We start from the raw sequence: 21,148 nt of genomic DNA, 5'->3' as shown, positions 1-21,148 counted from the left end.
AGGTAACTATTATGAAAGCACAACTAAAACTGTCCACCCTGTTTTTGTCCATGAGTGCCATTTTCAGTGGCACAACCTTGGCTGCTGAAGAAGATAAAAAAACGGAAAAAGAAGCCGAGGCTGAGCAAGTAGAAGTAATCGAAGTCAGAGGTGTTCGCTCAAGTATTAAAGAATCCCTGTATTTAAAACAGCAAGCTGTTGGGGTTATGGATGCCATCGTTGCAGAAGATATCGGTAAGTTCCCAGACCAAAATATTGCAGAAGCACTACAACGAATGACAGGTATTGCAATTACCCGTAACGGTGGCGAGGGGCAAAACGTGACCGTGCGGGGTTTAGGTGGTGACTATAACGTGACCACCGTTAATGGTCGGCGCATGGCATCAGAGCATTCCAGCCGTAACTTTAATTTTGACTTAATCGCCCCAGAAATTGTCCAATCCCTCGAAGTATATAAATCTCCACAAAGTAAAACACAAGAAGGCGGCATAGGCTCTGTCATCAATATTAAAACCCGTAAACCGCTTGATTTAGATGGATTTACTTTATCAGGCAGTGCCAAAGGCATTTATGAAGAACGAACGGGCGATGTAAATCCGCAAGCATCTTTTTTAATTAGCGATACATTTTTTGATGACACCTTTGGCGCATTATTTACTGCTGTTTACTCTGAGCGTACACAGCGTGCTGATTCATACGAAGGTCAAGGCTTCTATGACCCTGATGAAAACGTAGACGTTCGTATTCCAATCGATAGTAATGGCAATGGTGAGCTTGAGGACAATGAAAAATCATATCCGTCTATAATTCCAGGCTACGTGCGCTACTCAAACTGGCAAGATACACGCGAACGTCTTGGCGCAAGTCTAGCGTTGCAATGGCGCCCATCAGATAAGTTTGATGTGAACTTTGATAGTATGTATTCACAATACGAAACCAATGGTGAGCAATACCAAATCTCCTTTGTGACCTACGATGAGTCTTGGACTCCCGGCATTCCGGCAATCGGTGAGGTAAAGTTTAATGAAGATGGCAATGCAAATTACGTAGAACTCGTTGATGGCGCTATGGCCGAGCTTTTAAATGTTTCCGTACCGCGCAATACCGATACATGGCAATGGGGCTTCAATACTGTTTGGTATGCCACTGATAACTTAACTGTTGATCTAGATATCTCACAATCACAAGCTAAAAATGTTAGCAATGGTAATAACCGCTTTATTGTAGCCCGTGGTTTTGTTGATGGCATCACCATCGACCAAACTGGCAGTAATATGCTACCAGATGTAACGATGACACCAGCGCTTAGCTCAGAGCAACCTTTTGGTGCGCATTACAGCTATAACTCTGGCACCGATGTGAAAGACAAAATCGAAGAAGTACGCCTCGCAGCAACTTATATTCCTTCTTTTGAGCTAGTAAAAGATGTGCAATTTGGCCTACATTACGGCAAACAAACGAAAGAGCGCAGCGTATTTAAATCTAAAAATGCCTCCATGTTTAGTAATGGTGGTGCTTACTTTAAAAACTCTGAATACGATAGCTTTGATGACTCTAGTGTTGAAGAGCTTGGCGGCTTAAGTTTATTCCGCTTACCTGCTGATGTGCTAGTCCCAGCTAATTTTGATAACTTCTTAGATGGCGAACCAGGCAAGCACCCAGATCCATGGGCCAGCTTTGATTACGATAAGCTTTATGCTTTTTATGAAACAATTAACCCACAAGCCGCTAAAGATAAAATTATTGCAAAAAACAGCCCGCAAGACTCCTTTGCATTAACAGAGCAAACCCTAGCGGCCTTTGTTGAAACAAACCTACAAGGCGATATCGGTCAATTCCCTTTTGCACTCAATATGGGCGTACGCGTTATTAAAACCGATGTCACATCGGATGGCTATACCTTTGATGTTGAAAACGTTCGCTACAATGTGACTGAAAAAGACGGTGCATTAAGCTATCGTGTTGATGGTGATATTGACGATTATTATGCACGCTCAACAACAGATGAAAGCTACACCGACGTACTACCTAGCTTAAACTTCAAGCTTAACTTACGCGACGATTTATTGTATCGCTTTAGTGCCGCAAAAGTGATCACACGGCCAAACCTTGGTTACTTATCACCTTATAGTTACTTAGATTTTAACAATGCTGAGTACCATGCCTCTAACCCTGGTATTGAACCACTCAGAGCAAACCAGCTTGATAGTACAATTGAATGGTACTTCTCTGATTATGGCGCCCTAACATTTGCAGCGTATTATAAAGATATAGAATCTGTCATAGCTCGTGGCCGTGTCGGCACAGCGCAAGTGGGTAATTACTTTAAAGATGGCGTTGAAGTAGAAGGGCCTGTTTTTACTAAAATCTCACCAACGTCAGAAAAAGGCGCAACCATTTTAGGCTTTGAAACAGCTTATCAACAATCGTTTGATGAAGTACTTCCTGCCCCCTTTGATGGCTTAGGTGTACAAGTAAACTATACTTACACAGACAGTAGCTATGATGATGAAGAGCTAAACGATCTTCCTTTTGTTGGCATGTCTGAACATTCTTATAATGCAGTGATTTATTATGAGAAAGGTGATTACCAAACGCGTATTGCTTATAACTGGCGTGATGATTACTTAGTATACCCAGATGCATGGGGCGGACCTGAGTGGGCGGCCGATTATGGTCAGTATGATTTTAGTGCAAGCTACAACATTACTGAAAAAATGCGCGTTGATTTAAGCGTCACTAACTTAACAAACGAGCGACAATGGTCGTATGTTAAAACTGAAGAACAAATTCGTCGCTTGGCGCGCTATGGCCGCTCGATTAGCTTAGGCTTTTCTGCGTCATTTTAAGCTGATTAGCGCCGTTTATCGGCGCTTTTTTTATGGAACATACTATGAGATTTTTACTACTTGTTAGCTTATTATTGGGCGCTTTACTTTCTCCCTTAGTCGCAGCAAATCAAACCACTGACTACTTCATTCCCAGCTATGGCAATAGTGCCACCAACCATAGCATTGTAGAAAATAAAAGCCTGCTCAGTGACCAAGGAATTACTCACTGGCAAGACCCTGCAGTACCAATTAGCCACTACTTTTATTTGCCAACAAACGCCCCTTTCAATTTAAAAATACGTGCAAAAGTTACTGGCGGAAGCAGCCAATTAAAAGTCACTTTTAATCAGCAAAGCCAGATCATAAAGCTCACAAATCAACAATTCCAAGATATCGATCTAGGGCAATTTAACCCAACTGATGCAGGCTACCAGCAGCTGATATTGAGTGGACTCACTCGAAGTGCAAGTACCTTTGCAGATATTGAAGGGGTAATTATCACGCTAGATAAAAACATCGCCGCACCTTTATATGTCAAAGACGATATTTACTGGGGCCGTCGTGGTCCGTCAGTACATTTAAATTACCCTATAGATGATGCTTCAAAAGACTATCAATGGTTTTACTCTGAGCTCACAGTACCAAAAGGCTATGATCATCAGGGCTCATATTTTATGGCTAACGGCTTTGCTGAGGGGTACTTTGGTATACAGGTTAACTCTGAAACCGAACGCAGAGTTTTGTTTTCAGTGTGGAGCCCATTTCAAACGGATGATCCAACCGCTATCCCTGTTGAAATGAGAATTCAACTCTTAGCAAAAGGCAACAATGTATACACAGGTAAATTTGGTAACGAAGGCTCTGGCGGTCAAAGTTACCTCGTTTTCCCATGGCAGGCAGAGCAAACCTATCGTTTTTTATTAAAAGTAAACCCGACTGAAAACCTTAATAATAAAACCGATTACAGCGCATATTTTTACGATCCTACAACTGAAAAGTGGCTCTTCATCGCTTCTTTCAGGCGCCCCAATACCAATACATATATAGCAAGACCACACAGCTTCTTAGAGAATTTCATTCCAGATGCAGGACAATACGAGCGCAAAGCGTTATACGGTAATCAGTGGCTCAGGGATACTGATGGCAAATGGCATGCACTGACTAAAGCACGTTTTACCTATGATGCAACTGCCGCCAAGCAATCTCGAATGGATTATCAAGGTGGCACTGAAAACGCAGGCTTTTACTTACGCAACACAGGCTTTTTTACAGGTCCAACAAAACTGCATAGCGAGTTTGAGCGCCCAGCAAGTAAAGCACCTAAGGTAAACTTAAACGCCTTACCTAATCGCTAAGGTTATTACAACGTCGCGTTTTGTCCAATCCGCATATTTGTCGCACCTTCAAGCGACAAATATGCGCAGGTTTAATTGATAACCTTTTTGGGGAGTTTCTATATTGTCATTTCAGGCGTGTTTTTAGGAATAATTAAATGCCCGTGTGTTTTAGCTTTTATTTCGTCAACACTTACACCGGGGGCGCGCTCTAACAAATGAAACGCGCCGTCTTTAATTTCTAATAAGGCTAAATCGGTAATCACTTTATTAATACACCCCACACCTGTTAACGGTAAACTACATTCAGTTAAAAGCTTTGACTCACCGTGTTTGTTTGCATGGATCATGGTGCAAATAATGTTTTTTGCCCCAGCGACTAAGTCCATCGCGCCGCCCATGCCTTTAACTAACTTATTAGGGATCATCCAACTGGCAATATTGCCATTTTGATCCACTTCAAACGCACCGAGCACAGTTAAATCGACATGACCTCCGCGGATCATGGCAAAGCTCTCTGCAGAGTTAAAAATGGCAGCGCCTTTCGCCGCCGTAACGGTTTCTTTTCCTGCGTTGATCATATCGGCATCCACTTGCGATTCACTTGGATATGGCCCCATACCTAGCAATCCGTTTTCCGATTGCAACATTACCTCAATACCCTCAGGCACATAGTTCGCCACTAACGTAGGTATTCCAATTCCTAAATTAACATAGTAGCCATCTTGTAATTCCATCGCTACGCGCTTTGCTATTTGCTCTCGTGTTAACGCCATTATTTACTCCTTAAAGCGTTGCCGCTTGCGTAGTGATTTTCTCGATGCGCTTTTCAAATTCGCCTTTTATTACTCTATCGATATAGATACCTGGAGTATGAATTTGGCTTGGTTCAAGCTCGCCAGGCTCTACGATTTCTTCAACTTCGAGTACGGTTATCTTCCCAGCTGTAGCGGCCATGGGGTTAAAGTTCATCGCCGTATGGCGGTAAATGCAATTACCGTAGCGGTCAGCCTTCCACGCTTTTACAATGGCAAAATCTCCGGTAATACTGGGTTCTAGTAAATAATCACGGCCATTAATGTTTCGGGTTTCTTTGCCTTCAGCCACAGGGGTTCCCACTCCGGTTGCGGTGAAAAATGCAGGTATACCCGCGCCACCAGCACGCATTTTTTCAGCTAATGTACCTTGTGGAGTTAGCTCTACCTCAAGCTCACCACTGAGTAATTGCTGCTCAAATAACGCGTTCTCACCCACATAAGAGGCGACCATTTTGTTAATTTGTTTATCTTCAAGCAGCACCCCAAGGCCAAAGCCATCAACCCCACAGTTATTTGATACGACGGTTAAATCTTGCGTACCTTGGCGTTTAATTTGCGCAATGAGCCCTTCAGGAATACCACATAAACCAAAACCACCGGCAATAATTGTCATGCCATCTTTAAGGCCAGCCATGGCCTCATCATAACTAGCTACTACTTTATCAAAACCTGCCATAGTCCCTCCTATTGTGCTGTCCAGCCGCCATCTATCGCTATTGCTTGTGCGGTAATATTACGTGCCGCATCGGCCATTAAAAATGCCACTGTATGATGTATTTCATCCAAACCAATAAAGGACTTTTTAGGCATGGGAGCAAGCATAATAGTGTCGATCACTTGTTGCTCTGAAATACCGTGTTCTTTAGCTTGCGAGGCAATTTGTTGCTCAACTAACGGCGTTTTTACGTACGCCGGACATACCGTATTAATGGTAATGTTGGCATCCCCTGTTTCCAGCGCCATGGTTTTAGCAAAGCCAATTAAACCATGCTTAGCAGCAATATAAGCTGACTTATATTTAGACGCCACCATCGCATGAATAGAGCCAATATTAATAATGCGACCAAACTCTTGCTCCCGCATACGCGGTAACACCGCTTTGGTCATTATCGCTGGCCCAACTAGCATCACTTGCTGTAAAAACTGCCATTTATCAGCAGGAAAATCCTCAAGCTTAGCTACATGCTGGATGCCCGCGTTATTGATCAATACATCAACCGGCTGTTTAAATTCATTAAAAAACGCCTCTATTGCATCACTATCAGCCACATTTAATGCAAAGCCTTGCGCATTACCCCCCTGCTCAATAATGTTAGCTGCAGCTTGTTCGGCGCTGCGCTGATGTAAATCAGTGACGATAATATGATGACCCGCTTTGGCTAGTTGCTCAGCAATGTAAAAGCCGATACCACTTGCAGCCCCTGTAATTAATACCGTTTTACTCATGCGATTACTCCTTTAAAAAGTCACTGATAAGCTGAGCTTTTGGTGAGATAGAAAAAATGCCGTCTAAATGTCCCCAGCCGCCTTCAATCTCTGAAATTTCAACCTCTTTACCTGCTGCTTTCATGGTTTTATAAACCGTTCGCATATTTTCAGGGCGCAGTAATAAGTCGTTTGTTGCAGGCAATAGTAAGGTTTTTGCTTTCACGTTTTTCAGTGCACTCGTTAAATCACCTTGCATACCCGCGGTAAAAAGCTGTGATGCACGTACTAAATACAACACGTGATTAGCATCTTGGGTTTTCGCGCGAGCCATAGCCCGTGTTGCTAATGTTTGGCTAAGCTGTGGCAAGGAGCGAATATCATTCAACGCTCCTTGGTCAAGCACTGTAAATTTAGGGAAACTGGCGTTATAAATAATCGGGTGCATCGCATCTTGAGTAATGTTCAGCATAGTTGCCGCCAAACCATCTAGCGGGCGCTCTTTGTTGTAATAATTACCTTGCTGCCAATTCTTGTCTAACCGAATGGGCAATGCCCATTTTTCGAGTGCGGCTACTGTCCACGCGTCCATGGTTGCTGCACCAATCACATGAATAAGTCGCTCAACCTGATCTGGGTAACGCACCGCCCACTCAAGCGCCTGAAATGACCCCATTGATGCGCCTATCACTGCATGTAACTTTTTGATACCTAAGCTATCGAGTAACCGTTTTTGCACATTTACAAAGTCAGTAATTGTCACTACAGGAAAGTCGAGCCCGTAAGGTTTATTAGTAGCAGGATTGATTGATGCAGGGCCCGTTGTAATTACATTTGGATCATGCCAATTGGCATTTACTAAAGTATCAGAACTGATCACAAAATACTTATTCGTATCAATGGCTTTGCCTGGGCCAATAATCGCATCCCAATACCCTGGTAAAGCGTCATCAGCGTTATATTTACCTGCCGCATGAGAGGTGCCAGAAAAATAATGAGTAATTAAAATCACATTATCTTTGGCTTTATTTAATTTGCCGTAGCTTTCCCAGCCAATATCGACTTTGGCGATAGTTTTACCTGATACGGTGGTAAAATCTTTGCTGGTAAAATGTTGTTTTTCCACCAGCATGGGTGCAGCTTTGTCTGCACTAAACGCAGCACTCGTATAAAATAAAAGCAATCCGATAATTATTAATGTTGTTTTCATTGCCCTTCCTTAAAAAGTTATAAATAAGCCCAGTGCTAATGCGACACCAATAAGCGGAATAACCACAGTTAATGCAGCCAGCGGCCAATAAGCCCGTTGATGTGTTTCTTTACAAATTGCGCGTATTGTTGTCACTACATAGCCATTGTGCGGCAAGCTATCGAGTGCGCCGGAGCTGATTGCCACTACACGGTGTAATTGCTCAGGGTTGACGCCCATATCTAAATAACCTGGGGCAACAAGTGGCAGTGCAATGGCTTGCCCGCCCGAGGCAGAGCCAGTTAAGCCAGCAATAACACTCACCGCCACCGCTGCACCAACAAGCTCATTGCCGGGCATTTGGGTCATTAGATCAACCGCTGCAATAAATGCAGGAGACACTTTAGCCACCGCACCAAAACCGACCACGGCGGCTGTGTTACCAATGGCAACCAAAGCGCCCGTGGTCCCAACATTGATGGCATTAGCCATGTTATGAAAGTATTTAAAGTTGATGATTACAATACTTAATACACCACCGAGTAGCGCTACTATCAAGGCAGTCTGTTGTAAAATATCGTGCAACATAAATGATAAAAGCAATACCACTATGAGCGGGATAACCCCAGTAATAGGGTGCGGTCGTTCACGCTCTAAGATCACCGGGTCATCATCACGAGCAGCAAATCGTTCGCCGTTTGAAACCGCCTTTTTAATCATTTTGTTAAGCCAAACGTAACCCACTATCGCCATAAAAATAGCCACCACTAAGCTCACTTCCCATGCGGCATAAGGTGATGTTCCAAGGTGTTTAACCGGTATCCAGTTTTGAATTTCAGGTGAGCCTGCCGAGGTCATGGTGAATGTCACCGAACCAAATGCTAACGTGGCAGGAATAAAGCGCCGGGGTAAATCAGCATCTTTAAATAAACTCAGCGCCATCGGGTAGACCGAAAACGCCACAATAAACACGCTAACGCCGCCATAAGTAAGTACAGCACAGGCAATAACCACTGCGAGTACCGCATGTTTCATGCCTAACTTGCCCACTATATAGCTTGCTACGCTATCTGCCGCGCCGGTGTCTTCCATAAACTTACCGAATAACGACCCGAGTAAGAACATAAAAAACCATGCACTTAAAAAGCCAGCAAACCCATCCATATAGGCAGTAATAAAGTTACTCTCTGCCGTTACTGGAAATATCGCCATCCCACTACTTAGCGCAACCAGCAGTGCACAGATTGGCGCGGCAATAAACAAGTTTACGCCACGCAACGTTAATATAATCAGCAGTATTAAACCGCCTAACAGCCCTATCATGCTCAGCATAGACATTCCTATAATTATTGTTATTACACAGATGAGGTGACATCGCAGTAATTGAATTTAGTCTTACGTTAAAACAATAAAAATGACATAACACTAAGGTACTACATCGTTTAAATTTGGCTTAAAAGCTAGATAAGTCAAGATATTGAGGGCGTATAGCACTATGGTACTAATTCCTTTTTCGCAACTATCTTCTACATTAAATGCAGGTGACATGAGCAATTAAGCAATCAACAAAGACAACAAAGACAACAAAGACAACAAAAACAGGAACACACCATGATTAAGCTCAATCAAAAAATTACACCGGTTACTCTCGCCGTTTCACTGGCATTATTAAGTGCCAGCAGTATTGCCGCCGAGCAAACCACTCAGGCCAAAGGCGAATTAGAACGCATTGAAGTAACCGCACGTAAAACCGTAGAGAACCTGCAAGAAGTCCCTGTGGCAGTGACCTCTATTGGTGCACAAGAACTTGCTGAGAATGGCATTAGCGTGATGACCGAAGTGCAACAGTTTTCACCTAACACTACACTGCAAGCCAGCCGCGGTACCAACTCAACCATCACGGCATTTATTCGCGGTGTAGGCCAACAAGACCCACTGTGGGGTTATGAACCCGGCGTTGGGATTTACATTGATGACGTATATTTAGCGCGCCCACAAGGTGCAGTACTGGACTTACTCGATGTACAACAAATTGAAGTACTACGCGGCCCACAGGGCACGCTCTATGGTAAAAATACCATTGGTGGCGCAATTAAATATGTGACTAAAGAAATGAGTGGCGATGCCACACTCAACGTGCAAGGCACTGTAGGTAGCCACAATCAAAAAGATTTAAAAATTACCGGACAACTGCCACTAGTTGATGAAAAACTCTATGTTGGCTTCGGTTTTGCCACTTTAAATCGAGATGGTTTTGGTGAGTTTTTAACCTCTGACCTTGATAATCAAGACCGTGAAAACTATAACAAAGACGTCACCGCCGCACGCGTGACCTTAGAGTACACACCCACCGACGACCTATTTTTTAGACTCGCATGGGATAAAACCGAAGATAAATCTAACGCTAAAGGCGGCTACCGCTTATTACCTAGCTTACTCACTGATGCACCTGTGCCAGATAGCGTATACGACTCTTACACCAGCATGCCAACATGGAACAAAGTAGAGCTTGAAGGCTATAGCCTAACAGCACGCTGGGATATGAGTAACAACACCAGCTTGAAGTACATTGGTGCTAGCCGCGAAAGCTACTCGCCAACAAATATTGATTTTGATAATACTTCGATCCGCATTTTTGATGTTCCCGCTATTTATGATGATGAGCAAACTACTCATGAGTTACAACTCAATCATCAAGGTGATAACTACAAAATGGTATCTGGGTTGTACTACTATGATGGCCAGTCGTGTGGTCAGTTTGAAGCTATCTTAGAAGAGCTTGGTAAAAGCCTTGGCGCACCGGGTCTTACTCGTGAAGTAAGTGGGTGCAGCAATTCCACTAGCAAAGCAGCCTACATTCAAAGTAGTTATGACTTTGACGATAAATGGTCAATGACACTAGGCGCTCGCTATACCCAAGACAGCAAAGAAGCAACGGTTAATAACGGCCTTATATTTGATACTGTTTATCCTGAATCAGGTTGGATCCCAGGGTATGTTCGCCCAGAAGGCGACTTAGTCCCAACAGTACTCGATGACAGTGAAGATTGGTCTCGCTTTACGCCTAGAGCGGGTATCGAATACCAATACAGCAGAGACATTATGTTCTTTGCAAGTTATGCACAAGGCTTTAAGTCAGGTACATTTAACCCGCGCGCAACCACAGCAGAACCTGCAGCAAGACCAGAAGTGGTTGATTCAATAGAGCTAGGGATGAAGAGCGAATGGAATAATAATCTACGCGCCAATGTCACTGTGTTTACGCTTGATCACAAAGACCGCCAGTATATCTCTATTCTACCAGGCGACAGCGCCGCTGATTTAAATCAACGCTTAGGTAATATTGGCGAATCTAAGTCTGATGGGGTTGAATTAGAGCTCAGTTATGTTGCAAGCGATGCCCTAACGTTTGACGCATCAATCGGGTATATCGACAGTAGTTTTGAAAACGTGATTGATACTAACCCTGATACCGGTGAAACATTCGATAAATCAGACCGTTTTAGTGTCTCGAATACCCCCGATCTCACCTTTAATTTAAGCGCAACCTATCGTATGTATACTGGCATGGGCGACTTTGTTATGAACGGTAATTACTACCATCGCGGTGATTATGCGTTATTCGAAGAAGATAGCCTCTTAACACAAGACGCTTACGGGTTATTAAATGTTGGTATTACTTGGTACAGCACAGATGGCCAGTGGACTGCGGGCATTTATGGTAAAAACCTCACTGATGAGCAATACATGATTGGCGGCTATCAATTTGTCACCCCCGACCCTACAGCCCCAGCTGATGTGAGCAAATATACACCGGGCCTTGGTGGAGACAATACCTTGATTGGTTACTACGGCGACCCTCGTACAGTGTCACTCACTGTTGGCTACCGTTTCTAAGTTGATGTTTTAAAGGTTTACCTGATATTTCCCTAGCAGGTAAACCTTGTTTCAACCTAAAAAATCACTTATAACTTATTGCCTTGGAGTATTAGGAATGTCTTTCGCTGTGAATACAATAATTGCCGATGATCACCCATTATTTAGAAGTGCATTGCGCCAAGCAGCTGCAACCTGTGTGCCTGAAGAACATATAAAAGAAACCAGCGATATTGATGGCTTATTCTCCTTACTCACCAACCATCCTGAAACAGAACTGATTTTTTTAGATTTAACTATTCCCGGTGCCAATGGCTTACAAGCTCTTTCGCAACTACGAAATCGCCACCCTGATATTGTTGTTATTATGGTATCAGCTAACGAAACCCCCGCAATAATCAAACAAGCCATGAGCTTAGGTGCCGCCGGGTATATTCCAAAATCATCATCATTAGATGTAATCAGTGAAGCAATCGAACATGTTCTTAATGGTGATACCTGGTTACCACCAGAGATTGATTTAACCGATGTGGTGGTTAATGACGAACAAAGCAGTTTTGCCCGCAACCTTGAAAAGCTCACCCCGCAACAATACCGTGTTTTAGCCATGATTGCTGATGGCCTGCTGAATAAACAAATTGCGTTTGAAATGTCGATTCAAGAAACCACTATCAAACAACATGTATCCGCTATTTTGCGCAAACTCAACGTATATAACCGCACCCAAGCAGGCATCTTATTTAACCAGCTATCTCAAATAGGTAAAACAGTAGAGGGCTAACAAACCAGTAAACAGCAATCCCAGTTTCATTTTCGCAATCCCATTTATGGGAAAACTCGCCTCGACTTAAATACAAAAACTAATTCAATTCAACACCTTAAGATTTGGCACATTCCTCGCTACTGTGTTTGTTAATTAGAATATAATGAAACACAATCCATGGATTTAGATAGCACCTTAAAGTCGAGTAAAAAACCAAATCAGCGTAAAAAGCTCATTATTGGCGCTTTACTCATTAGCATCACACTGGTTATTTGGCTTATTAAGTTGTGGCTTGCCCCAACATCATTGCCTGCCAAACAACTGCAAATAGCCAGCGTTACTCAAGCTGATTTTGTTGTAAAAGTGAAAGGCTTTGGTCGATTAAAATCAAAATATCAACGTTATTTAACCAATACCGATGTTGCCATGGTCGAGGCCATTCATGTATATCCCGGCACACGAGTGAATAAAGATACGGTTATCGTTAGCCTTGTAAACCCTCTACAGGCTCAGCGTCTATCTGTTGCACGCCTGGAACTGGCACGACAAAAAGCCAGTGTTAGTGAGCAAGAAATCAATCAACAGAGTCAGTTACTTGAACGTGAAGCCAATTTAACCATTTTGCAAAGTGAACTTGAAAGCGCCCAACTTAGAAGTGAAGCGGAGAGTCAATTAATCGAACAAGGTATCGTATCGAGCTTAGATTACAAACGCAGCTTACTCACCGTAAAACAACTTCAGCAACGGGTTGAGATTGAAAAAAAACGCCTCGCACAACTCGCGCAAATGCACCTACAGCGCAGCAAGGTACAACAAGAGCTATTACGCCAATTTGAATTAAATTATCAAGTACAACAACAGGCTTTTGATGACCTTCAAGTGACAGCAGGCATTGACGGTATGTTACAAGAACTCAATGTAGAACTTGGTCAAAACCTCACACCCGGAACCCGCTTAGCCGTAGTCGGTTCAGACACAGCTCTAAAAGCGGAGCTAAGCATAAAACAAAGTGATGCTGAAAAAATAGCACTCAACATGGTCGCCAGCGTGAATACATTTAGTCGCTCCAAACAAGGTGAGGTTAAGGCTAAAGTCACCCGTATCGATCCTATTGTTAGTGATGGTCGTGTCATGATTGAGCTTGATCTTATTGGCGAATTACCTGCTAATGCACGCCCCGACTTAAGCATTGAGGGACATGTTATAAGCAATGTCATTCCAAACGCACTGACCATCAAATTACCGCAAAAAGCACAAGCGCATTCAAAAGCGACGCTTTTTAAACTTAACCCCAACACTCATTTAGCCGCCCCGATAGATATTGAATTTGGTACACTCAGTGATAATAAAATTCAACTTTTAGATGGCGCTACGGTGGGCGAACAGCTGATCATTTCAGACCTTTCTAAATGGCAGCATTTGGCAACTATAAAAATCGAAAAGGAAAGTTTATGAACAAAAATACGCTTATCTCACTTAAAAAAATCGCCAAGGTTTATCGCAGCCAAAATGTTGAAACCTATGCTTTAAAAAATATCGACCTGACTATTCATGAAGGTGATTATATTTGTATTAGCGGCCCATCGGGCTGCGGAAAGTCGACCTTGCTGTCGTTATTAGGTTTACTTGATAGCCCAACAGACGGCCAATATGCCATTAAAAACGTCGATACCAAAACCCTTGATATGGACCAACAAGCGGAGCTACGTAATTTACACATTGGCTTTATTTTTCAGTCATTTAATTTAATCGATGAGCTATCAGTATTTGATAACGTCGCCCTGCCGCTGACTTATCGCGAGCCCGCGATGAGCCAAGCTGATATTCAAAGTGCAGTAAAACATGCCCTTGATGAAGTTGAAATGGGGCACCGCGCGCAACATAAGCCCAACCAGCTCTCTGGTGGTCAACAACAGCGTATTGCTATTGCTCGCGCCCTTGCCGGAAATCCCAGTATTTTATTGGTCGATGAGCCAACCGGTAACCTTGACTCTAAAAACGGCGATGCAGTGATGGACTTACTTGATGCACTGAACCAAAAAGGCACCACCATTTGCATGGTAACCCACGATTTACGTTATGCCGGGCGGGCAAAAACTCAGCTAAAACTACTCGATGGCGAAATTGTCTCTTACTCGCATGCTCGTCAAAATGACACGCTTAGCGATGATGCTTTAACGAGCGAAACCACTGATACTGTAGAGGTGGTGTAACATGAGCCGTTTAACTAAAACACGTAGTCAATTACGCTTAGCGTGGGCATCACTAATGAATGCACCAGGGTTTGTGGCTGCCGTAGTAGCCACCTTAGCACTTACCCTCGCCACTCTTTTTGTGGTACTGAGTTTAGTGAACAGCTACTTTTTAAAACCGCTCGATGTATTTGATGAAAATCGTATGGTAGTGGTTGAGCAGCAAACTACATATCAAGAAAACAGCTCTTCTGGTTTTCAAAGTTATCAATCAATTGTGCACTGGCTTAAAAACAATCAAAGTTTTGAGCAAACATTTATGATCAATGCCGCAGAGCAGGTATTTTCTAATTTAGATGGCCAACCAAAAGAAGACGTACTTTATGTTGGTGCTGAGTATTTTGAACTCCTAAACACGCCATTTCTGCTTGGCCAAGGCTTCAAAAGAGGCGAAACATTAGAAGAGATTGATAATAGCGTTATTATTTCAGAGAAGTTCTGGAGAGAGCACTTTGATGGTGATCCAAATGTAATCGGTAAAACCTTAAAAACAATTGGTGGCATTGGTAATTCGGGGTATACCATAACAGGTGTTGTAGCAGGTCACTTTAGTCCGCCTTATATGATTAAAGCAGGCTCAGTTGAAGCATGGTTTCCTACCAGTTCAGACCACCGATTTTTTCATACCAATGACTGGCAAAGCCCATGGTCCAATACCTTTGGTAATTTAAAGCTGATTGCCGTATTGAAACCAGGCGTCACTAACAAGCAAGTAAAAAATGACTTAAAAGCCCAAATTGATAGCATAAAATCTGAGTGGCTTGATAATGGCGGTATTACTGATATAAATCCAGTTGTTACACCGTATCGCGAGGTTGAGTTGGGTAATAATGACCAATTAAGTTTAATGATGCTCGCTGGTGCGTTAGGGCTACTCGTTATTGCCGTACTAAACGTCAGTACCTTGTTCTTCTCTCGCGCCTTGGCGCAACACAAAACATTAGCATTACAAGCTGTACTGGGCGCAAAGCGTAAAACATTATTTAATAGCATATTGCTGCAATCTCTTATTTTGATGAGTATTTCGGTCAGTATTGCGCTGTTTTTGTCAGTCTGGGGCATTAGGCTGTTTAAAGTGTTAGCCGAAGGCCGTTTACCGCTAGTAAATAGCATCGCCGTCGATACCAACCTAGTGCTTATCGCCATAATGATGTGTATTGCTTTAGCCTATATTTTTTCAACCATCACAGCGTATTTAATTAATTATAAAACCCTCAACCAGCAAATGCAGAACAGCGGTAAAGGCGGTATTTCGCAAGTATCAGGACGTACTGTTCGTCTATTAATTGGCGTGCAAATGTTTGTAGCTGCTTTACTGGTTAGCTTCTCGGTCATGGTGGTAAGTAAATCCTTAGAGACCATCAACCGCCCTTTAGGCAGCGATACTGAAAACCTATTTTTTGCGCAATTGTTTCAACCAAACAATAATTCGTCATTGGATGAGCGTTACGTTAACGCGAAAAAATACCAAAAAATATTACAAGATAGTGAAGGTATTAAAGGAGTTGCACTGGGCCACAGCCCAATCACGGCTCGTCAAATGGCTAACTCATTAACCGATGTTGAAGGTAACAGTACTATATTTTTCCCAAGCCAAGGGGTTGGCGTTGAATATTTTGATTTAGTAAACACCAAAATACTCGCCGGAAGAACCTTTAGTGAGCAAGCTGTTCGCGGAGAAACAAATGAAATGTTGGTATCTTTAAGTGTCGCAAAATGGCTGTTACCCAATCAGGATCACACAAATATCATTGGCCAAAGTTATCGCGGTTTACAAGATAACATGTATGAAATCATTGGTATAACCGAAGACTTTAATCACCCTAAATACTTTGATGAATCGTTTGGTCGGCATATATGGTGGCCAGCACAACCGTGGAGCTATATGTTTATTATAGAGGCAGAGCCAGGAGTCAAACTGACTGGCAAGCAAGTATTAAATATATTAAGTGGCGCGAATACTAACCTAACGCTTTGGCAGTTTAAAGACTCGCAGCAAGAATACGATAACTTACTGTATATGAGCCGCCTTACAGTCGTATTGTGTTGTATGCTGGCGCTTTTTACTCTATTACTCGCTGCAATAGGTATATTTGGAGTACTTAGCTACAACCTAGGCCTGCGTCGTTATGAATTTGGTATTCGTATGGCGCTAGGGGCTAAAAAAGCACGCTTATTTAAACTTATGAGCAAAGAAGCTGTACTCCCTGTGTTAATCGGTTTTATGTTAGCGCTAAGTGTAATGATAGTCGGCTACCATAGCCTGCAAGAACAGCTTGTATCTTGGTTAATTTTAGACGTGCGTTTGCAATTAATGGCGTGGTTTATCACGTTGATTATTGCAATGTTCGCCTGCTTTAGGCCACTATTACTATTAATTAAAGCCAAACCCATGGCCGCACTTCGTAACGAATAATAATGATAAGGGTGGCCCAAACAGGGCCACCACGACAGGATCATACATATAAAATGGACCCAATTTTAGTAATTGATGACCAAGCCGATGTTCGCATGGCCGCCATTGTCGCGTTAAACCAACTTGGCTTGCAATGTATTGAAGCACAAGGCCCTGAGCAAGCTCTTGATATTATAAACAGCAATGCTATTAGCCTTATTTTGCTCGATATGAACTTTCACCTCGATACCACTTCCGGTGAAGAAGGGTTGCGATTTTTAAAGCAACTGCAATCACTTGGCTCAACTATTCCTGTTATCGTAATGACCGCATGGGCAAGTGTTAATGTAGCAGTCAAAGCGATGCAATTAGGCGCTGTTGATTTTGTTGAGAAACCTTGGAATAACCTGCGTCTAACAAGCGTTGTACAACAGCAACTAACGTTGAAAAAAAGTAATTATGATAATGCCTGTTTAAAAGCACTTAACCCACCCAAAAGCACTGATTACATTGCAAATTCAGCGGTGATGCAACAATTATTAACACGCGCTAAACGCGCAGCAAAAACCGATGCCAGTATTTTAATCACCGGAGAAAATGGCACCGGTAAGAGCCTGCTAGCAAACTATATTCACCAACACTCTAACCGCAGCGAGCAACGCTATGTGAGCGTAAATATTGGCGCTATTGCGCCCTCTTTATTTGAAAGCGAATTATTCGGTCACAAAAAAGGCGCCTTTACCGATGCCAAAGAAGACCGCTTAGGTCGCTTTGAAATAGCCAATGGCGGCACCTTATTTTTAGATGAAATAGCCACACTCCCCCTTGAGCTGCAAAGTAAAATGCTGCGCGTACTAGAAAGCCAAGAGTTTGAAGTTTTAGGCTCAAGCCAAACACAAACTGTGGACGTACGGATTATTGCTGCCACTAACGCAGAGCTCGCTAAAGCCATTGAGGCGGGTGAGTTTCGCCGCGATTTATTGTTCAGGCTCAACACCATTGAGCTACATATTCCGCCACTACGCGAGCGCCCTGAAGACATTATAGAATTAGCCCATCATTTACTTGCAACGCACAGTAAAAAATACCAACGTGAAGGCATGTCACTGTCAGCCTCTGCGACCAAAGCGCTCACAAACTACACGTGGCCGGGCAATGTGCGAGAACTTAGCCATTGTATTGAACGTGCCGTGATCATGAGCGATAACGACAATATTGACGCCAGTGATTTAATTCTTGAACAACCCAGTAGTGATGCAAGCAACACCGCAACGAGTGAATCATTACCCCTGCTGCCTCTGGAAGAACTTGAAAAACAGATGATTCAAAAAGCATTGGCGCAATTTAATGGTAATGTTGTGGCCGCGGGTGAGTTTTTAGGCTTGAGTAAATCAGCGATTTACAGACGAATCGATAAACACCAGCTTGATTTAAAAGAAGCAGACTTATAATGGCCCGCACTCACTCGCTCGAACAGCGCCTAATGCGTTATGCCGCTTTAATTTTGTTTATTGTATTAACCTTGTGTATTTTGCTTGTAATAACGTGGGGGCTCGATTGGTTTGCAAGCATTAGTATAATGCTCCCCGTCATCGCAGTAAGCCTGTTTGCTGTGGCCAAAAGCTACAAGCTGACCCTTGATGTTATCGAACGCTTTGGAACACAGCTTGATGCCCTGGCTAATAACGAGAGTAATAGTTGGCATTTAGCACAGTATCAAAGCGGGCGAGTCGCCAACCTTAAAAACGACTTTACCAAGCTCAGTGACAAAATAGCGCAAAGTAAACGCCACTATATGCAAACCGAAGAGTTCGTGTTTGAGTTTGCCAGCATGCTTGATTTACCCATTGTTATTTTAGACCCTCATGGGCAAGTTTACTTTACCAATAAAGCATTTTTAAACACCTTAACAACACCCAATGTTGAGGGGTTAAGTAGCGCCGATTTAGGGTTGATTTATAACGACGGTAGTTGGCAAATAGAGAAAGGGTCTCGTTTTAAGCGCCGCTTTATTGTATCAGCACAAACATTTTGGCGCTCAGGGCGAAATTACGAGCTGCTTACGCTATTTTCTATTGAACAACAGCTGCGTGCAAATGAACAAGACATTTGGCAGCGTTTAATTCGTGTGCTCAACCATGAAGTACGTAACTCCTTAACGCCAATTTACTCCATGAGCCAATCACTGCAAACCATGAAACAACAAGGGCAGATAACATCAGGCCCAGACCTTGCCCAAGATATGCTACAAGTGATTGAAAAAAGGGCACAACACTTATTAGATTTTGTAAATAGCTACAGTGCGTTTGCAAAACTCCCTACGCCAAATAAACAACAAATCAATAGCGAACAAGTAAACTTACGACTACAGGCAATATTCCCTGATCTCGTAATTCACTCATCTCAGCCAGTGAATTTTACAGCCGATTTAGGCCAGCTTGAGCAAGCACTGATCAACCTGATAAAAAATGCTTTTGAAGCAGGCGGTAACACTCCCCCCACACTTAACTGGCAACAACAAAATGATGGCGTTGTGATTGAACTGACTGACAGCGGCATGGGCATTGCCAACCCCGACAACCTATTTGTGCCATTTTACTCAACCAAAGCACAAGGCGCAGGCATTGGTTTGGTGATCAGTCGCGAATTGATACGCAACCAAGGGGGCGAATTACAACTATTATCCAGTCTTTTCAGCCAAGGCACACGTGCATTAATTACTTTAGCGAAATAACCGAAATAGTTTTACAACTGTAAGCACTCCAACATGGTAGGGAAATAGCAGCCAAATTAAACCAATGACACACGCGAATGAACAAACATAAATACTAATACGAGGTACTGACTGTTTCCTCTTTTTATTGATACTTAAGCTGTTCAGCGATTTTTTTAAGTAACTGAACGCCTTAACCTTAATTCGCTATTTAACATTGACGAATGTACCTATTTCGACTATTTTTGAGATGAATTTTTGTCTATAAATAGTAAATTCAAGGATGAATATGAAATTTATTAAATATCTTTTCTATGCTGCATTTTTATTAAGTGCGAGTTCTGTATCAGCCAAACTGCTAAAAACTTATTCTGGTACTCATTATGATATGACTACAGCTTATAGCGTTGCTAGATATCAAGCACCTGACATTACATGTATCTTTACAAATGAACCTGGTACCTTTCCTATGCCATGGGACCAAGAGTGTTCGAATAGTGCAATAAAAAAGATAGCCTTTATAAATCCAAGGACAAAGCAGGCATTTAAGTTCAGCGTTCAAAGTATTGCAACAGATAATGGCGGGAGTTACGTTGAGATAAAACAAATTAGCTTCACTAATATTGAACGCCAAGCAGTGAATGACTTTTATCAAATTCACACAGATATTAAAGATGCTGTTTCAAGAGTCAATTTTAACCCATTAACTCTTCAATCAAATAATACGAGTTTCAGCCATTTTACCAAAGCATTTTCAACATCTTCATCTAGTGCGCAATGCACAGAACACCCCACAAGTTACTTTACACCTAGAGGACAGCGTGAAACTCATAATAAATTAGCTAAAGATATAAAAAATGAACTGGGTAATAGTGCCTGGTTTGATTACTTTGAAGATACTGATTTTTCTGGCGGTAGCGTTCAACTTGGAAAGGGCAATTTTGGTTTAAATATATCCTTACACCACACCAACCATGATGTATTCACCAGCGTCAGTTATGGAGACCCTGATTATAATTTATTGGTATTCAAAGTACATTACAACGGCGACATGCGTGTTGATGGCAAACGAAAAATTAACCTTAGGTTTGAGTTACAAAGAGGCTCTTCTGCAATTGACGGCATTGAAATATCCCGCTTATTCACAGATGATCCAGATGTTGTGATTGATTTATCTAAAATAGCGGTTTCTAATTGTTTTTTAGATTTTATAAAAAACAACGGTACACCCCCACCCCACCCTAGCACCGGCGGACCAACTGGAGGCGGTGGTGCTATTGGAGGCGGGGGCAGTGTTTGCACTGAAAGGCTCAATGCTTATACATGTTCAACTACGTCAGATGGGAGTACAAAATGCTCCAAACAAGTTTTTATAGTGCCTCGCTCTTGTTAAAGCTTATAAATTTAGTAAATTAACGATTAATATCGGTAGCTTTTCGTCTACCGTTTTTTGGCAAACTACTTATTGATACTTATGAGCTAAACTCCTCGACAATCTCATTTATACTTAAGCCACCTAGACGTTTCAGCGGTGCTAAATTTAGCGCTGAAA

At 42.5% G+C, this 21,148-nt stretch carries 15 protein-coding genes; 10 read left to right on the top strand and 5 right to left on the bottom strand.

The genetic code is table 11. The features are described from left to right. Positions 1–11: 11 nt before the first annotated feature. On the top strand, positions 12–2,849 hold the full coding sequence (locus ACFI4Z_RS10180; RefSeq protein WP_462670494.1) for a TonB-dependent receptor: 2,838 nt from the start codon (positions 12–14) through the stop codon (positions 2,847–2,849). 44 nt (positions 2,850–2,893) lie between these two features. Beyond that, positions 2,894–4,186 (top strand): DUF3472 domain-containing protein, encoded by a 1,293-nt coding sequence (locus tag ACFI4Z_RS10175; RefSeq protein ID WP_462670493.1) that lies wholly within the window; start codon positions 2,894–2,896, stop codon positions 4,184–4,186. Positions 4,187–4,284: 98 nt separating this feature from the next. Here ACFI4Z_RS10175 and ACFI4Z_RS10170 read toward each other — a convergent pair whose 3' ends face one another. From ACFI4Z_RS10170 to ACFI4Z_RS10150, 5 genes are read right to left on the bottom strand one after another with little or no spacing between them, the layout of a single operon-like run. Further along, entirely contained in the window at positions 4,285–4,941 is a 657-nt protein-coding gene (locus ACFI4Z_RS10170; protein ID WP_462670492.1) for a CoA transferase subunit B, read from the bottom strand. 10 nt (positions 4,942–4,951) lie between these two features. Continuing rightward, positions 4,952–5,659 (bottom strand): CoA transferase subunit A, encoded by a 708-nt coding sequence (locus ACFI4Z_RS10165; RefSeq protein WP_462670491.1) that lies wholly within the window; start codon positions 5,657–5,659, stop codon positions 4,952–4,954. 8 nt (positions 5,660–5,667) lie between these two features. Further along, complete coding sequence (locus tag ACFI4Z_RS10160) at positions 5,668–6,429, bottom strand: 3-hydroxybutyrate dehydrogenase (RefSeq protein ID WP_462670490.1); 762 nt, start codon at positions 6,427–6,429, stop codon at positions 5,668–5,670. A 4-nt stretch (positions 6,430–6,433) separates the two neighbouring features. Then, positions 6,434–7,618 carry an E22 family MetX-like putative esterase gene (locus ACFI4Z_RS10155; protein ID WP_462670489.1) on the bottom strand — a complete coding sequence of 395 codons (1,185 nt, stop codon included), beginning with the start codon at positions 7,616–7,618 and terminating at the stop codon, positions 6,434–6,436. Between the two features lie 9 nt (positions 7,619–7,627). Further along, a complete protein-coding gene (locus tag ACFI4Z_RS10150; RefSeq protein ID WP_462670488.1) occupies positions 7,628–8,929 on the bottom strand; it encodes a GntP family permease in 1,302 nt (433 codons plus the stop codon). Positions 8,930–9,208: 279 nt separating this feature from the next. Between ACFI4Z_RS10150 and ACFI4Z_RS10145 the strand changes: the two genes are divergently transcribed. From ACFI4Z_RS10145 to ACFI4Z_RS10110, 8 genes are all read left to right on the top strand, one after another. Continuing rightward, positions 9,209–11,494, top strand: coding sequence for a TonB-dependent receptor (locus ACFI4Z_RS10145; protein WP_462670487.1), 2,286 nt, complete (start codon positions 9,209–9,211; stop codon positions 11,492–11,494). A gap of 97 nt (positions 11,495–11,591) precedes the next feature. Then, positions 11,592–12,254, top strand: a complete 663-nt coding sequence (locus ACFI4Z_RS10140; protein WP_394193270.1) for a response regulator — start codon at positions 11,592–11,594, stop codon at positions 12,252–12,254. Positions 12,255–12,413: 159 nt separating this feature from the next. Next, on the top strand, positions 12,414–13,691 hold the full coding sequence (locus tag ACFI4Z_RS10135; protein ID WP_462670486.1) for an efflux RND transporter periplasmic adaptor subunit: 1,278 nt from the start codon (positions 12,414–12,416) through the stop codon (positions 13,689–13,691). Continuing rightward, positions 13,688–14,449 (top strand): ABC transporter ATP-binding protein, encoded by a 762-nt coding sequence (locus tag ACFI4Z_RS10130; protein ID WP_462670485.1) that lies wholly within the window; start codon positions 13,688–13,690, stop codon positions 14,447–14,449. Before ACFI4Z_RS10135 ends, ACFI4Z_RS10130 begins: the two co-directional genes overlap by 4 nt. Position 14,450: 1 nt before the next feature. Beyond that, a complete protein-coding gene (locus tag ACFI4Z_RS10125) occupies positions 14,451–16,904 on the top strand; it encodes an ABC transporter permease (protein WP_462670484.1) in 2,454 nt (817 codons plus the stop codon). Positions 16,905–16,957: 53 nt separating this feature from the next. Beyond that, complete coding sequence (locus tag ACFI4Z_RS10120; RefSeq protein ID WP_462670483.1) at positions 16,958–18,334, top strand: sigma-54-dependent transcriptional regulator; 1,377 nt, start codon at positions 16,958–16,960, stop codon at positions 18,332–18,334. Next, complete coding sequence (locus ACFI4Z_RS10115; RefSeq protein WP_462670482.1) at positions 18,334–19,617, top strand: sensor histidine kinase; 1,284 nt, start codon at positions 18,334–18,336, stop codon at positions 19,615–19,617. The genes ACFI4Z_RS10120 and ACFI4Z_RS10115 overlap by 1 nt, the downstream gene beginning before the upstream one ends. Before the next feature lie 268 nt (positions 19,618–19,885). Beyond that, positions 19,886–20,989, top strand: a complete 1,104-nt coding sequence (locus ACFI4Z_RS10110; RefSeq protein WP_462670481.1) for a hypothetical protein — start codon at positions 19,886–19,888, stop codon at positions 20,987–20,989. The last annotated feature ends 159 nt before the right edge of the window (positions 20,990–21,148 follow it).

It is taken from the genome of Pseudoalteromonas sp. RWi3 (assembly GCF_054960735.1).
Note: the sequence above shows the minus strand (reverse complement) of the source record. Positions and strands in the feature narration are given on the sequence as shown.